This window comes from Vibrio harveyi NBRC 15634 = ATCC 14126 = KCTC 12724 (assembly GCF_001591145.1).
GTDB classification, from domain to species: Bacteria; Pseudomonadota; Gammaproteobacteria; order Enterobacterales; family Vibrionaceae; genus Vibrio; species Vibrio harveyi.
Window position 1 is genome coordinate 99,065 of record NZ_BCUF01000007.1, and the last position, 15,887, is coordinate 114,951.

General features: G+C 43.9%; 13 protein-coding genes. 6 read left to right on the plus strand and 7 right to left on the minus strand.

The features are described 5' to 3' along the window. Positions 1–94: 94 nt before the first annotated feature. Together ribA and VHA02S_RS05885 are read right to left on the minus strand one after the other, a co-directional pair. A complete protein-coding gene (ribA, locus tag VHA02S_RS25220) occupies positions 95–1,153 on the minus strand; it encodes a GTP cyclohydrolase II (RefSeq protein ID WP_080640367.1) in 1,059 nt (352 codons plus the stop codon). Positions 1,154–1,319: 166 nt separating this feature from the next. Next, on the minus strand, positions 1,320–1,517 hold the full coding sequence (locus VHA02S_RS05885) for a PA3496 family putative envelope integrity protein (RefSeq protein WP_005448843.1): 198 nt from the start codon (positions 1,515–1,517) through the stop codon (positions 1,320–1,322). A gap of 361 nt (positions 1,518–1,878) precedes the next feature. Between VHA02S_RS05885 and VHA02S_RS05890 the strand changes: the two genes are divergently transcribed. The 3 genes from VHA02S_RS05890 to VHA02S_RS05900 are packed head-to-tail and all read left to right on the plus strand — an operon-like array spanning position 1,879 to position 4,129. Next, positions 1,879–2,733: an ABC transporter ATP-binding protein gene (locus tag VHA02S_RS05890; RefSeq protein ID WP_038898413.1), complete on the plus strand. Its 855-nt coding sequence runs from the start codon at positions 1,879–1,881 to the stop codon at positions 2,731–2,733. Further along, positions 2,730–3,662: an ATP-binding cassette domain-containing protein gene (locus VHA02S_RS05895; protein WP_038898412.1), complete on the plus strand. Its 933-nt coding sequence runs from the start codon at positions 2,730–2,732 to the stop codon at positions 3,660–3,662. The genes VHA02S_RS05890 and VHA02S_RS05895 overlap by 4 nt, the downstream gene beginning before the upstream one ends. Continuing rightward, positions 3,662–4,129 (plus strand): hypothetical protein, encoded by a 468-nt coding sequence (locus VHA02S_RS05900; RefSeq protein WP_038898410.1) that lies wholly within the window; start codon positions 3,662–3,664, stop codon positions 4,127–4,129. Before VHA02S_RS05895 ends, VHA02S_RS05900 begins: the two co-directional genes overlap by 1 nt. A 323-nt stretch (positions 4,130–4,452) precedes the next feature. On the opposite strand, the gene VHA02S_RS05905 is transcribed toward VHA02S_RS05900, so the two are convergent. Beyond that, positions 4,453–6,423 carry a replication initiator protein RctB domain-containing protein gene (locus VHA02S_RS05905; protein ID WP_005448836.1) on the minus strand — a complete coding sequence of 657 codons (1,971 nt, stop codon included), beginning with the start codon at positions 6,421–6,423 and terminating at the stop codon, positions 4,453–4,455. A gap of 1,239 nt (positions 6,424–7,662) precedes the next feature. On the opposite strand from VHA02S_RS05905, the gene VHA02S_RS05910 reads away from it, so the two are divergent. The 3 genes from VHA02S_RS05910 (at position 7,663) to VHA02S_RS05920 (ending at position 11,999) form a co-directional block, all read left to right on the plus strand. Then, positions 7,663–8,880 carry an AAA family ATPase gene (locus VHA02S_RS05910; protein ID WP_038898409.1) on the plus strand — a complete coding sequence of 406 codons (1,218 nt, stop codon included), beginning with the start codon at positions 7,663–7,665 and terminating at the stop codon, positions 8,878–8,880. A gap of 7 nt (positions 8,881–8,887) precedes the next feature. Further along, a complete protein-coding gene (locus tag VHA02S_RS05915) occupies positions 8,888–9,862 on the plus strand; it encodes a ParB/RepB/Spo0J family partition protein (protein ID WP_029790505.1) in 975 nt (324 codons plus the stop codon). 115 nt (positions 9,863–9,977) lie between these two features. Further along, complete coding sequence (locus tag VHA02S_RS05920) at positions 9,978–11,999, plus strand: GNAT family N-acetyltransferase (RefSeq protein ID WP_038898408.1); 2,022 nt, start codon at positions 9,978–9,980, stop codon at positions 11,997–11,999. A 105-nt stretch (positions 12,000–12,104) separates the two neighbouring features. Here the strand turns inward: VHA02S_RS05920 and VHA02S_RS05925 are convergent, their stop codons facing one another. From VHA02S_RS05925 to VHA02S_RS05940, 4 genes are all read right to left on the minus strand, one after another. Next, on the minus strand, positions 12,105–12,929 hold the full coding sequence (locus tag VHA02S_RS05925) for a cell envelope integrity TolA family protein (protein WP_038898407.1): 825 nt from the start codon (positions 12,927–12,929) through the stop codon (positions 12,105–12,107). Beyond that, a complete protein-coding gene (gene exbD / locus VHA02S_RS05930) occupies positions 12,926–13,357 on the minus strand; it encodes a TonB system transport protein ExbD (RefSeq protein ID WP_005448827.1) in 432 nt (143 codons plus the stop codon). Before exbD ends, VHA02S_RS05925 begins: the two co-directional genes overlap by 4 nt. Positions 13,358–13,360: 3 nt before the next feature. Beyond that, the gene (gene exbB, locus VHA02S_RS05935) at positions 13,361–14,221 is read right to left on the minus strand and encodes a tonB-system energizer ExbB (RefSeq protein ID WP_038898406.1); all 861 of its coding nucleotides are present in this window, start codon (positions 14,219–14,221) and stop codon (positions 13,361–13,363) included. A gap of 154 nt (positions 14,222–14,375) precedes the next feature. Next, on the minus strand, positions 14,376–15,854 hold the full coding sequence (locus VHA02S_RS05940; RefSeq protein WP_038898405.1) for a surface lipoprotein assembly modifier: 1,479 nt from the start codon (positions 15,852–15,854) through the stop codon (positions 14,376–14,378). Positions 15,855–15,887 lie beyond the last annotated feature (33 nt).

Genomic DNA, 15,887 nt, shown 5'->3' on the forward strand with positions numbered 1-15,887 from the left:
CACTCACGCCTTAGCAATCATAAAAAACCGCCAGCTTGGATAAGCCAGCGGTTTTATTTTTATTTCATCTCTGCAACTAATCTTGTTCGAGCGCTTAATCTTGTTCAACAAATTTGGGGTCGAACATGTGACCGAGCTTATTGGCTTTGGTTTGCAGATAATGTTGGTTATGCGGGTTATTCCCCTCTTGCAGTGGCACTCTTTCTATCACGTTGATGTTCACCTTCGTCAGCGCTGCAAGCTTACGTGGATTGTTGGTCATCAAACGTACTTCATCGATTCCAAGATGCTCCAGCATCCCTTTGCAAAACGCGTAGTCACGCATATCTGCGGCAAAGCCAAGACGTTCATTGGCTTCGACCGTGTCTGCGCCTTCGTCTTGCAAGTGATACGCACGAATCTTGTTGATTAAGCCAATCCCCCTGCCCTCTTGGCGCAGATAAAGCAGCACACCACAGCCTTCTTCGACAATGTTTTGCAAAGCACGGTTAAGCTGGAAGCCGCAATCACAACGCGTACTGAACAGCGCATCACCAGTTAAGCACTCTGAATGCAGGCGAATTAGCGGCGCTTTAGTGTTTGCAGGGTCGCCATACACCAAGGCGAGATGTTCTTTTCCTGTCGCGTTCTCGATAAAACCATGCATGATAAACGTGCCCCATTGAGTTGGCAGTTTGGCTTTATCGACAAAGCGAACCAGACTATATGGCTCTACATGTTTTAGTTCAGCACGTACGTTCATCAGAATCTCCCCTAAATGGTTTTCACCAGAGCCATCACCGCCATCGCCCCAGAAGGCATCTTTATGCGAATGTTCGGTAAGACAGGCGTTTCCTGTCTGCATCAACTGTTTGGCAAGCTGAGGGTTTTGCAAAAACTTCTCACGGACGATAAACGCCATCACAGAAAGTTTGTCGTTATCCCAATCTTCTCGGACTAGGTGCTGATACTTACGGCTTAAAGCAAAGGCTTCGTCGGGGCTTTTCGCTAAGAGGATTTTGTTTTGCAGTTTGAGGTCACTGAATTTTTGAGCTTGATAATAATGTTCGCTGGTGGGCCAAGATTGGGTGGAAACTTTGATTGGAGCTTGGCAAAAGTTGGAGAGAAAACCGTGGGATTCATCGGGCTCATAGAAAAGGATCTGATCAACCATAATCGTACTCCTGACGTTGCTGTTTAATAGTCAACAAAAAGCATATTGCTATTGATATAAGCTTTAGTAACGCAGGGTAAGAAAGTCAAATAATTGGTTGTAAATCAGAAAAATGAAAAGGGCAGCCCTATGACTACCCCATGGTTTTTATACCGCAGTGTGAGAATTAGTGAATTAAGCCAAGTTCCCTTGCTTCTTCGATGCTCAAGCCGCTTTCACGGATTTCTCGAAGTGCTTCAATACGACGTCTTGCTTCGGCAGACTTCACGGTTTTCTCGGGTCTCACAACGGCTTCTTCTTCTGGGAGTTCCCATTTGTGAGCGATGTTGCTCATCTCTTCATGGTCGATAGAATTAATGGACATATTTCCTCCGAACACACCATGTTTTCGATGGGTAATCTATAGCAAACCCCCAATGCAGAGGTAAGAAAAACAGTGGGGAAATGTGACCCCTTTCGACCTTTCATTAACTCTTTAATAGATTCATCATTTAGTTTTTGCAAACCACGTTTTTAGCGTTTAGATTTGAAGAATTCCCCCTACGAAAAGTGAGCTGATCCAGCTCTCATTTTTCCCTCATAAATTCACACTTCCATAACGGAAAAAAATCTTTTTATTACACTCAACTTTCGAGTCACTTCACTGATTAGACGGTTTTATCTTTCGCAAACCTTACACACCTGATAATGATAATAATTATCTTTTGTATTGGTAAGGTGTAATTATGAGTGAACTTAACCTGAACCAGGCATTCCACTCTGATCCTGTTATTCAGATCAGAGACTTATGCGTGGACTACATCACTGATAACGGTGACTTCAATGCTGTTAAATCAGTGAGCTTTGATATTGGCAAGGGCGAAATATTTGGTCTGGCTGGAGAATCTGGCTGCGGCAAAAGTACCATTGCTTTCTCTATCAACCGCCTACACAAGCCGCCCGCGTTTATCTCTGGTGGACAAATTCTATTTGAAGGCAGAGACATCCTTCGCCTACCTGATAATGAGCTAAATACGCTACGCTGGAGCGAGATTGCGATGGTGTTCCAAAGTGCCATGAACTCGCTGAATCCGGTACTCACGGTTCAGGAACAATTTGCCGACGTATTACGCCACCACAAAGGGTTAACCAACGAGCAAGCCAAAGACCGCGCAGAGAAGCTTCTCGACTTGGTCAACATTCCGAGAAATCGTCTGAGCGAATATCCACATCAGTTCTCCGGAGGCATGCGTCAGCGTTTAGTGATTGCAATTGCCCTATCCCTCAATCCCAAATTGATCATCATGGATGAGCCAACCACAGCACTTGATGTAGTGGTTCAACGCGAAATCTTGCAGCAAATCTATCAGTTGCGTGACGAATTTGGTTTCTCTGTGCTCTTTATTACCCACGATTTAGCGCTCATGAGCCAATTATGCGACCGCATTGCCATCATGCGCCACGGCAAGATTGTCGAAGTGAATAGTTCATACGAAATCCGCAATCATCCTCAACATGAATACACCCAAAAGCTATGGGCGTCATTCCCAAATATCCACGATGTACACAAACAACCGCAAACGGAAGGAGCACCAGCATGAGTGAACCGATCATCCAAATGAAAAACGTGATCAAGGAATTCAAAGTCGGTGGTGGTTTTGCCAAAGAAGAAACCTTCCGCGCGCTTCAGGGCGTGAGTTTTGATCTTTATGCAGGAAAGACCCTTGCTCTGGTAGGCGAGTCTGGTTGTGGGAAAAGTACCTGCGCTCGATTAATTACCAAAGTGTATCCAGCCAGTGATGGTGAAATCCTATTTAACGGGAAAAACGTCAACGATATTACCGCTCGCGCTGAGATTCAGGATTATCGCAGCAAGGTCCAAATGGTGTTTCAAGACCCGTTTGGCTCTTTAAACCCAACCCATACTATTCGTCATCACTTAACTCGCCCACTGAAGATTCATAAGCAGGTGAAGAGTGACAAAGAAATCCCAGCCAAGCTACTAGAACTGCTGGATTTGGTCGAGCTGCCAGAGGAAACTCTGAACAAGTTCCCTCATGAACTTAGTGGCGGTCAACGTCAACGCGTCAATCTCGCGCGAGCTCTGGCGGTAGGCTCACAACTTATCCTTGCCGATGAGCCAACATCGATGCTGGATGTGTCGATTCGTTTGGGTGTGCTCAACCTAATGCAGCGCATGAAGAAAGAGCTTGGAATCGGATTTCTGTATATCACTCACGACCTTGCAACCGCACATTACATCGCCGAAGAAACCGCAGTAATGTACAAAGGACAGATCGTGGAGTGGGGAGACACTCAAGCGCTCTTAAAGAACCCACAGCATCCGTACACTAAGTTGTTGATCTCTGCGGTGCCAGATCCTGATCTGCCGTTTGGCAACCTAGTGGAAAGTGAACCAAACTATTCAGTAGATGCCGATGAGATCCGTAATCGCAGCAGTGTTATCGTTGAAGAATTCGATCAAATCGGACCAAATCACTTTGTAAAACAATGGACTGAGGCAGCTTAATGAATTTGATGACCTGGCAAGATCATATTTCAGATTGGTACGATAATCGGAAGCATGATCAAGTAGAAAGATTAGAAGTGATCTTATATCAAGCACCTGTTTCTGTATTTGGTCCAGAATTAACGGACGAACAGAGTAAAGCCATCGCTTGTTGGCTAGATGGCTGTCTAAGAGTCTTTCAATACGCTAGGCATCAAGACCATAAAAAAGCGTTTCAAATCCTACAGTACACCAGTGCAAAGCTAGAACACGCGGCTTGCCAACCGATGACCGATCTTCTAATCAAGGATTGGTGCCTCAAACGATTGCAACATTTGACCGTTCTGGCGTTGGAGTTTTGCAATCAACAGCACGATCAAAATGAGTGGCAGCAACAAGCAAGCAGCTTGATCGAGTCACACGTTGCGTTGATGCGATCGTTAAATTGGAATGAAACTAGGAAGCATGATCAAGGATTACGTCATTAATCCGGAAAGATGATCAAAGTTGCTTGTTTGTTCCGAATGGATTTTGTGGATACAAAAGACAGGAATTTTAGATAAAAAAAAGCGAGTTTCTTGAGGAGAAACTCGCGAAGTCTATTCAGAATGAATGTAACAATATGAGCCAATCTATTAATCATCAGAAAGGACAAAAGGTTGTCTATTCGGGATAAATCTTAGTCTGCGCTCAGCGTTGCAATGTCAGTGGTTTGTAAGAGTTAAGTCTGATTTCCATCAGTGCAATTCATTGTTACATTCTGAATCAATTACTCATGCTTATCACTCGATAAGTATCCGCTTGGTTGATATCAGATCGCCATCTCATCAAGTGCTCTGAATACCATTTCATCCATATGACCTTCAAAGATCTGACGGCATACCTTACGACGGACAGCTAAGCCTGCAATTAAACGTTCAATGGTGAGATGTTTGACATCATTTTGGCTATTAAACAGTTCGACTGTCTTACTTAATGTCTCGTATGGAAGCGGTGCATCCCCTACTCTCAAGAAATCAAGCTTCTCAATGAAGTCAGAACACTCTTCTTTGATCGAGGCATACGAATGCCCTGTCATCGCCGATAAAGCCGTTATACTGCGTTCTAGAGCCTCTGGAGAGGTATATTTAGATAGAGTTATGGTTATCTCGTCAGCATTGATCTCTACCAAGTGCTTTTTCTGTTTCACTCGGCGACCTAAATTGCCACGTGGAGACGGGGCTTTACGCTGAATAGGCTCAAATTCGCCGTCTATGATACCTGAGAGCTCATCTAGCTGCTGCCTGGTCACCATCTCATTGCGAAGTGGGTTTGGCAGTGTAGGCGCCATATTGCGCTTTCCTGCGTTGGTTGTACGAGCACGAGAATAACGCAGCACCTCTTCCACATCGCATTTGATGTCGATTTGGTAATCCATCACCTTGTCGTTTTCGATCATCGCTTCGATCGTCAAGTGATATCCCCAAAGATTCACAACAAAATGATCATCGCTCCCAGCCCCTTCCGATAGTCGTTTTAATTCACGGATCAGATCCATGGAGAAACGACGCCACTCAATATTGCGCGCTAATTTCTGGTTCAATTCGCTCAGCAACATGCAGTCCGTATGTCTACGTACCATGCGGCTACGGAAGAATGAATACAGTTGGAACACCAAAGTGTGCTGCTTCAGAATTTCTGGTGGGAACAGGAAGAAATAATCTCGCGTAAGCAGTTCTTCGTAGAAGGATGGCTCCCAAACCAAGATATACAGATTTGGTTTAATACGAATTTCGCCATCAGCGCCTTCTGTTGGAGCCTCCTCCGATGCCGTGATAGTACGCGCTAAGAAACGGAAACGGTCACTCTTGAAGCCTTCAGGCATGTTCTCGCTAAGCCAACGCCCTGTCAGCTCATGCAATTGAAAATCGGTAAACTCGATACGATCGATGCTGTCACGAATGGAATCTCGTGCCGGACCGCTGTCTTTTTTACCACGTAACGACAGAATATCAGTAATGTACAGAGGAGTTTTGTTTGGAACATGCGCCGCATCCATGTGGTACTGATCTTTGTGATGATCATGGTACTGCACCGTTAGAGTAAACAGAGCAAACAAAGTCATCAGATCATCTACCGTCATGATATTTTTAGACGATCGAGTTTCAATCACCGCTTTTGTGCCAGAGATCGACACCATGGATTTTTGATAACTTTTTCGAGTACGCGGTGGCGCGAGAGCTTGGTCGATGATCCCTGCCCAATTGGTTGGTGAAACAACAAATTGATCCGCTTCATCTTTCATCATCGGCGGAGTATTTAAACCATGTTCGTTCAGTAAACGTTTATTCACTTGAGTTTGTGCTAGCGCTTTAGAACGTTTTTGCTTTTCGTTTTGACGAACTTTTTCAGTTACTAAGCTGGTGGCACCTAAGGCTGAAATAAGTTGATTCGGGTTAACGAACTTATGCAGCATGGTTTTACCCGCGAGACCTTCTTCAAAACGCACTGGTGTTTGAGTAAACAAACCAATGTTAACTGCAGCACGCAGGCGCTGTTGTAATGCCGCTCTGGTCAATTGACCGTCTGTCGCTTCAACAATTTCAGTTGTAGATACCAAACCATCTTTGCTGCTGAACCCTCTTAAAGAGATCAGATTAAGTAACTCCAAGATGCTTTTGGTTACCCCTTTGAAGTGTTGGTATTGCTCTACCCAATCTGCAGAAGATTCGTGTACCTCAAAAAGGTGCCCATCCTTATGGCTTCTTGGCGCTTTAATCAGAATTTTTTCATCAGCCGTCATTTTAGATCCAGATCACACTAGCCGTAGTTTTGCTATGGTTCCGAAGGATAAAGAAAAACAGATCATAAATAAAGAAAAAATCTTGGGTTTTTAAATAACTGATCTTTCTGATTATTCTGATCTTAATTGATTATATGATCTAATGATCTGGAGATTTTTAGCTCTGTAAGTTTTTGTTTTATAATGATATTTAAAAGTTCATTAACGGAACTATGATCATGATTATATCGAAACGATGATCAACATGAGCCGGAAAGCATGATCACAAAACGTCGTAAGCATGATCATTAAGTTTCTGAAAAGATGATCAAAACAGCCTTGAAACGATGATCATGATGTTTGTACAACTTATCCACAGATCCTAGCGGTTCAAATGGAAAACTTTCGGTTTCTGCATATTGAAACATTGTCATTTTACACTCGGATCGATGATCAAGAGAGAGGTTTTTTATCGTTCTGTTCATTGAGTTGGATATTATTTGCGCATGTGATGAAAACTTACTCTACTTTGCTGGTTGTGCCTCTTATTAATGATTAGCGTTAATTAAACGGAAGCATGATCATCAGATGAGTTTCTACATTTTGCATTCGCTTTGTTTTCATCGTTCCGTGATTTTATATTCGTTTTTGCCTCTATCCCCCAGTCTGTCTGCATTCTTCCGTAAATTAGCTTGAGAATTACATGCTTCCGAGTGGTTAATTCACTTGATCATTTTTCCGGTAAATTGATCCGTTTGAAAAAACGAGCTGCAATGTAAATGATGCGTTGATTTCCTTGATCATGCTTTCGATTTTGGTGTGAGTACCGGAAGTATGATCAAGAACTCCCCTTGATCATACTTCCGCTTCATTTCACTTAAATATACGTTCTAACGTACTGGATGCATGATCAAGGTGTGGTTTTTTTCCATTTCTTTAAAGAGACACTGAAAATCATCCAACATAAGATTCATCTCACACTATCCGTAATTTAGCGTTGTTTTATAATCGTTCCGAGATTAATGCTATTTACATTGTAAATAAGTGACAGTGTGACATTTTAAATCTAGTCGAGTTTGAAGCACTTTATTCGCAGGTTTTTGATTAAATTTTGTGATGTTTTGATGGTGAAATCATAAAACTGGCGTTTGTGAGTGTTTTTTATGTGATGGTTATTCAAAATGCTTGTGCACCTTTTTGTTGTTTTTGTGTTGTAGTGCTGTACAATGAAATGCAGATATCCTTCCAACGGAATTTGGCATGAAAAGAGAAACAACGATTGAAAATCTCCAGGAATTAGCAGAGCTGACGCAACAAGTTCAAGCTGACCGTATTGAGATTGTTTTGGAAGAGCGTAGTGACAACTACTTCCCACCAATGTCTAAGGCAATGATGGAAACCCGCTCTGGTTTAACTCGTCGTAAACTAGACGATGCTATCGGCAAGATGGAAGCGGAAGGTCATCAATTTACAAAGAATAATGCTAACCATTATTCAATCACGCTTGAAGAAGCGCACATGCTAATGGAGGCGGCGGAAGTGCCAAAATTCCATGAACGCAAAAAGAATTCTGAAAATAAACCATGGATCATCAACGTACAAAACCAAAAGGGTGGTACGGGTAAATCGATGACCGCGGTTCATTTGGCGGCGTGTCTGGCTCTAAACCTAGATAAACGCTACCGTATTTGTTTGATTGACCTTGACCCTCAAGGCTCTCTGCGTCTGTTTTTGAACCCACAAATTAGCGTGGCAGAACACGACAACATCTATTCTGCTGTCGATATCATGTTGGGTAACGTGCCTGATGGTGTTGAAATTGATCGTGAATTCCTTCACAAGAACGTACTGTTGCCGACGCAATATCCGAACTTGAAGTCGATTTCTGCTTTCCCAGAAGACGCAATGTTCAACGCAGAAGCGTGGCAAACACTCTCTGAAGACCCATCGCTAGATATCGTTCGTCTGCTGAAAGAGCAGTTGATTGACAAGATCGCGAATGACTTCGACGTAATTATGATTGATACCGGTCCACACGTTGACCCGCTAGTATGGAACGCAATGTACGCATCGAACGCGCTATTGATTCCTTGTGCGGCGAAGCGTCTTGACTGGGCTTCGACAGTAAACTTCTTCCAACACCTACCAACGGTTTATGAGATGTTCCCTGAAGATTGGAACGGTCTTGAGTTTGTTCGTCTTATGCCTACTATGTTTGAAGACGACAACAAGAAGCAAGTTTCTGTTCTAACTGAAATGAACTATCTTCTAGGTGACCAAGTTATGATGGCTACCATTCCTCGCAGTCGTGCATTCGAAACCTGTGCTGATACCTACAGCACTGTGTTTGACTTAACCATAGGCGACTTCGAAGGTGGTAAGAAAACACTCGCAACTGCACAAGATGCGGTACACAAGAGTGCATTAGAACTAGAGCGCGTACTGCACTCTAACTGGCCGTCATTGAATCAGGGGTAATGAATAAATGGCATTGAAAACGTCTGAATTAAACGCGAAATTATTTGGTAAAACCAATAAGCGTCGTGTTGCGACACCTCAAGAAGCGCAAACGGCGGCAAAAGACAAAGCACAAACTATCGAACTAGCAGTCGCTGGTGAGAATACTGTGCAATTTGAATTGGTACGAATCCCTGCGGATAAAGTGGCGACAGACACGAGCGTATTTGCAGAAAACGCTCGTGAGCAATCTTTCCTAAACGAACACGCTTTATCGGATGTGTTGGTGACGTTGAAAGAACGTGGTCAACAATATCCAGCAGTTGGTCGTCGCACGCAAGATGGCAAGATTGAAGTATTAGATGGTAGCCGCCGTCGTATGTCTTGTATCTTAGCGGGCAAAGATTTCTTGGTTTACGTTGGTGACGGCATCAACACAGACCACGCGAAATTCCTTTCTGATGTTGCAAACGCGCACAAGCCACTGTCTCTCTACGAGAAAGGTAAAGAGATGCAGGCGAAGTTAGAAAGCGGCGAAGCAGAAGACCAAAAAGCACTGGCAAAAATGTTCCAGTGCAGCGAAGCATTGGTGAGTGGTGCGTTAAAAGCGGCGGCATTACCGTTAGAGCTTCTTCAAGCGTACCCGAATGTTGGCGATTTAGGTCGTCCAACGATAGTGAAGCTGCACAAGCAATTCTCATCACTAACTGGTGAACAGCAACAAAATCTGCTGGATAAATGCCGTACGTCTGAAGGCTACCTGTGGCAACGTAGCACAGCTCAAGGTGTTGCTCGTCTGACAAAAGAAGTGACAGAAAGCATTGAAAGCTGGATTGCAGAATTAGCACCTGCGAAGCCAGCTAAGAAAGCTGAAAAAGTTGATCTTGTTAAAGGGCGTGCAAGCTACAGCCGCAAAGGCAATAACCTTGCTCTTAACTTGAAGAAAGTTGACGACAGCTTGATGGAAGAAATTCTTGCTTTCGTTGAGAGTAAAATGAAGTAAATATCTTCTTCTTTGAAACCGCCTTCGGGCGGTTTTTTTATGTCTGCAATTTGGCAAAGTCTCCATGAATCGAGATGTGATAACATGGCGTCAGTTTAATGCTCGGATATACGTAATGCTCGCTCAATCTGAATTCCTTTCTCAACTTCAAACTCAATCTCATGATGCGTTTCAACGTCGTGGCGTGGCTATCTATGGTGAACCCGAATGGCAAGATGCGCTAATTGCTGACTTTTACAAACATCAATCGGATCAGACTTGGTTCTGTGTTGGTGATTGGTCCCTTGAAGGGGCTTTTTGTGTGTCTGGCAAACAAGGCAATATGTTGCTTGGTCGTGAGTGCGATGTTTTATTGTTTGATGCGAGAAAAGGCGTCGATGCCAACAGTTTTACCGCTGCTCTTGGGGCTTTAGTTGGCGGTGGATTGCTGCTTGTTATCGCCAATAAACAAGAGCAACCAAGCGAAGCTGATTTGTGGATGCAAATGCATTGGCAAAAACTGACTGTGATAGACCAGAGTCTTCCGTTGCCGACACTATCGAGCGTACAATTTGGCGCGAAGGAAAACCAGTTTGAGCAACAAACTGAAGCGGTAGCATTAGTTGAGAAAGTAGTAACGGGACACCGCAAGCGTCCATTGGTGTTGACTGCTGACCGTGGTCGTGGAAAAACCAGCGCTTTAGGTATCGCTTGTGCACAGCTTCTTAAGCAAAAGACGCTGCGTGTCTTAGTTACCGCACCAAGCATTAAAGCTGTTGAACCCATCTATCAGCATGCATTGCGATTACTTTCAACAGCGCAACGAGTTAAGAAAGATCGATTGGAAGTAGGGCAGGGGTACATCCAATTTATTGCCCCAGACGAGCTGCTTTCGTCTATGCCGGAATGTGACTTGTTGTTAGTGGATGAAGCTGCGGCGATCCCTGTACCAATGCTCAAGCAAATTACGGAACATTATCATCGTTTGGTTTTTTCGAGCACGATACATGGTTATGAAGGGTGTGGTCGAGGGTTTACGCTTAAGTTTATTGAGTGGTTGAAAGAACAAAGACCAGGAATGAAAAGCCACCACCTTCAACAGCCTATCCGTTGGAGTACAAATGACAATCTAGAGTCGTGGCTGTATGAGGCGTTTTTATTGAATGCAGAGCTTGAACCGTTTGAGCGAATAGAGCTTGGTGAAATTGCATTGGTCAATCTCCGTAAGTCCGAGCTGATTTCTAATCCTTCCGTATTGAAAACGTGCTTTGCGCTATTGGTCAACGCGCATTATCAAACGGCGCCTAATGATTTACTTCACTTGCTGCAAGATGAAAACAGTCAGGTTTATGTTGCTCAGTACCAAGGTCAAATCGCCGGTGTGATTTTAACCGTGGAAGAAGGCAACTTTGCCGAAAATTTAATTAAAGATATCCAGCTTGGCAAGCGTCGTCCAAAAGGGCATTTAGCTCCCATTACCATTATTAACCAGCTTGGCTACTCAGAAGTCGGCGCGCTTTCTACATTACGTGTGATGCGTATCGCTGTTCATCCAGAGTTGCAAGGGCGAGGAATTGGTCAACATATGTTGTCATTGCTGGAGCAATCAACGCCATCTCACATTTCCTATTTGTCCACCAGCTTTGGTGCAACGGAAGAACTCATAAAGTTCTGGCAACGCTCGGGCTATGAGTCGATTCGACTTGGAACGATGCGTGACGCTGCGAGTGGCTGCTATTCACTTTTGATGGTTCGCAATTGTAACGCCCAACAGCAGTCTTGGATTGAAGAGTCTAAGCATCTATTTGAAGAATTATTGTCGTTGAGTGCTTCTGCGATTTATCCACGACTTGAGCCGAGTTTAATGCGTACGTTGTTATCCCAACCAATTCAAGCTGTCTCGTTGAATAAGGCGAAGCTCACTTTGGTGGAGTGCTATGCTCAAGGTGGTAATAGCTTTGAATCTGTGTCGACATGGCTTCAACAATGGTTACTTCAATTTGGTTTGGTTGATGTTTCTGATCTGCTGATCAGTAAGTCACTCTTAAACAAAGATTGGAATGAGTGCGCAAAACAATTTGGATTGGCGGGACGTAAGCAAATCGAAGCTGAGATACGCAAAGAGCTTCAAGCTTTAATCGCTAAATTTACAGTGTAAAACGATACGCGGTTTTGTAATTTACACTGTAAAGTGGAATAGATAGGAATTTAGATAGAGGAGAGAGTTTACACTGTAAATTCTCTCCTTTGTTTTTCAGGCTGGCTAGAACGAAAAATTGATAGGAAGAGTTAGTGTCAAGCGAGCACCTTTGACACTTGAAGGTGGTTTTACTAACGGTTGCGCTCGTCCTACAAGCTCAATCGCTTCTTTATCTAATGATGCTGTTCCTGAGCTTTTTACGAGTTCTACATCGAGAACATTTCCCTCCCTGTCCATGGTAAAGCGAATCACTGGCATCCCTTTCTTCTTAAGTCGACGTGCTTGCCTTGGATAGCGTTTTTCTCGTTCTAGGTGTGCATGCAGAGCTTGTTGCCAACTTACCTTTGCCGCTCGTCCTGCTTCGGATTGCTGACCCTGCCTTAGTGCGCTGATTTGTTTGGATTCACGTTTCGTCTCCAAGCTAGGTTTTGAACTGGCGGCTTGATTGATTTCAGGTTGTTTTTTCTTTGACTGCTTTTCTGGTTCTGGTTCTGGTTTTGATCTGTTCGGTTTTGGTTTCTCTGTTTTTATTGGCTTTTCAGTGTTTGCAGCAATCGTGCTCGGTTGTTTGGATTTGACTAAAGCTGGAGACTGCTCTTGTTCGGGCTTATGTTTTACGGATTGCTCTTGACGGGCTTGTTGAATTAACTCTTCTTGTTGCACTGTACTTTCAACCGCTTTCACCGTGTTTTTGGGGGCAGCCATTGGTGCTACGATACTCACTGTAATCGGTATCGCTTGTGGCGGAGAGGAAAAGTCATACTCAGGTGTCCACATGTAAGCGATGGCTATTAAGGCGTGAAGAGAGGCGCTCAGTAGTATAGCCGTTAAAACAAAACGTTTTTTCCTATAGCTATAACGAAAAGATGGTCCTGCTAGAGCATTCATTGTGGCGCTCCCGACGCTTGCTCTACACCAACTAATGCAATTTGGTTGTAGCCGCTAGCGACCATTTCATTCATCACTTTCATTAAATCTTGATAACTCAGAGATTTGTCAGCTCGAAGAAATATCCGAGTGTCTGGTTCAACCTTGGCTTGTATTAGGGCTTGCTTCAAATCGGCAAGCGAAGTCTCGTGCTTTTCTCCCACAACTAAGGTTAGGTCTTTTTGAATCGTGAGATAAACTGGTTTATCAGGTTGAGGCTGAGGCTCTGCAGATGACGTCGGCAAATCGACTGCAACGTTGACTGTCGCTAATGGGGCGGCAACCATCACTATGATTAAGAGCACCAACATGACGTCAACCAGAGGTGTCACGTTGATCTCATGATTCTCAACCATATCATCGCTGTCTGAGGCTGGCTTAAATCCCATGGTTTAACCCACCTTCTTTAGCACTGTGTCGTTGTGTTCTTGGTGAGATTGCATTCGCTTTTGATCCAAATCTCGGCTAACCAAGATCATCAATGCTACGGAGACATCGGCGAGTTGCGCTTTGTAGCCAGAAATTTTACGTGTGAAGTAGTTATAGATGACCACTGCTGGAATTGCTGCCACTAAACCAATTGCCGTGGCAAGGAGGGCTTCTGCGATCCCCGGAGCGACCACCACTAGCGTCGTGTTCTGAGATTTTGCGATTCCGATGAAAGCATTCATGATGCCCCAAACTGTGCCGAACAATCCAACGAAAGGACCGACGGAGCCGATGGTTGCGAGGATGCCGGTCAGTGAAGTCATGCTTCTCCCTAATTCAGCTTGCACTCTTTCTAAGCGCAGTTGTACGCGTTCTTTAATGCCATTTTCTGAAGCAAAGCCTAGAGAAGAGAGTTGCAATTCATGCTGCGTTGCTGAAATTAGTGAGGATTCTACGCCTTTAAAAGGCTGAGTGGTCTGTTTGGCATTTTCCAATGACTCTGCATCAACAAGCTCAGTAAGTAGTTTTTGTGTGCGTCGTGTTGCTTTCATCAGTTGTACTTGTTTAAAAAGAAAAACTGCCCAAGTCAAAATGGATGCGGCAAGCAGTGAGAGCATCACTCCCTTTACCACCCAATCAGCAGCGTGGTACATACCCATTGGGGATAAATCGTGGGTGATGAGCGGGTTAGAAGGTGGTGCTATTTGTGTTTCGGTGACTGAGTTATTTATAGAAGTACCAGTTGACTCAGTTGCAGAAGAAGAAAGGGGAAGAAGTGCCAGACTAAAAGATGCCGACACTAGGAGAAAAAAACGCTTATTCATTATCCATTGCTCGTTGTGAAAATGACTGATGGCGCAAATAACCTTTTCGCGCCTGCTCTATCCACTACACCGAATGAAGTAACGAAATCCGTAAAATAAATTTAAATATTTGGGTCAATTTACACTGTAAAGCATGTTTGCCGTGATTTTAGAGTCAAAAACGCTTTTCAAATTTTACGCTCACCTCATTTTGCTGATAGGTGTACAGCCAATCAACGTTGCTGTTTACCCGTTTATGAGTCCACTCTAGAATGGGTGTCAACGTCCAAAAAACCAACTTTGGAGAGGAAAATGTGACAGTATAGTTTTGCTCTGTGTCTCTTCTCTTTGCATCGAGTAGGGCGTTATATCCCTCGTATTGCCTTTCTCGCAGTGATGCAAACAGGTTAGCGTCAAGCCAACCTTCGACGCTTTTCACGACTCCGATTCGACCACCATAGAGCTGGTAAGCATGTACATCTTGATCATTTTGTTTATGCGTCCAGTCTATGCCACCGAATGCGAGCCATTGTTGTGGCAACTGGTGCCAATAGTTGATGCTTGCATTCCATTGCCAATCTGATTGATAGTCGAGCTTTGTTGGACGGTAATCTTGGTATTCGCCTTTTAGTTCCCATCTCAGTGCGCTTTTCGAGTCTAAGCTATGGAATCCATTCAACTTTAGACCTGTTGACCAATACAAACTCTTATCCGCGTATGTGCTGTACTCGATCAACGGCGCAACCAAGATACTATGACGCTGGTCTTGAAAGCTGTAACCAAAGCTAACATTCGCTGTTTGCTCGTTGTATTCACTGTGATTGTTGTAACGAGAACCATACGTCAGCGCTTGCAAACTCATACCATGATGACCTTTGAAGCTAATGCGCTTATTCGCACTTGCATTAAAAGTTAACCCTGCTGCTCTCTGTTTTTCCGGTGTTACTCGATCAAATAAACACTTTCCTGTCTCATGACGGACTAAGCAAGTATAGGTTTCTGAGCTGCTATTGAGATTGTCATTGAAAGTTGGACCAAAACTGATCGCACCTTGCCATGCATCTCTGTGCTCTAGTGCTGATATAAAGGCATTGAGAGTACGTCTGACACCATCAGCCCTTGGGTTATCAGTAGGGAGAGTAGATTTGATTTGTGAGAAAAGGGTGTGTGCGTCTTGGTTTTTCTTACGCTCAAACAAAACGCGAGCAAGCTCTAACTGAGCGGGAAGAAAATTCGGATATAAGGATAAAAGCGATCGGTACTCTGCCTCTGCATCACTTAAACGACCTAAATAGCGTGATAGAGCGCCTTGGGCATAATGGATAAGTAAAGGATCTGCATAGGGTGAAGATTGATACTGGTTCAATAGTACTTCTACTTGTGACCATTGCTTTCCTTTAACTGCTAGGTAAAGCGCTTGCCCTAAGTTGTCGTTGCTTTGATCTGACGAGCTTTGTTCCTGAGCTTGCTTCGACCTCTGTAATTCGAGTTCTTTTTCTTCTTGCAGGAGACGCTTTTCTTTTTCTTGTGCTGATAGCGCATCTCTTTGCTGAATGCGAAGATTCGTATCTTGGTCATTGGCTACAACGGGAAAAGAAAACAACGGCACTAACAGGGATGTCAGAGCGATGGTGTAAGAGGTTCTAACCGCCATAAATATTCCATATAAAAAGAAGCAGCACGGGCT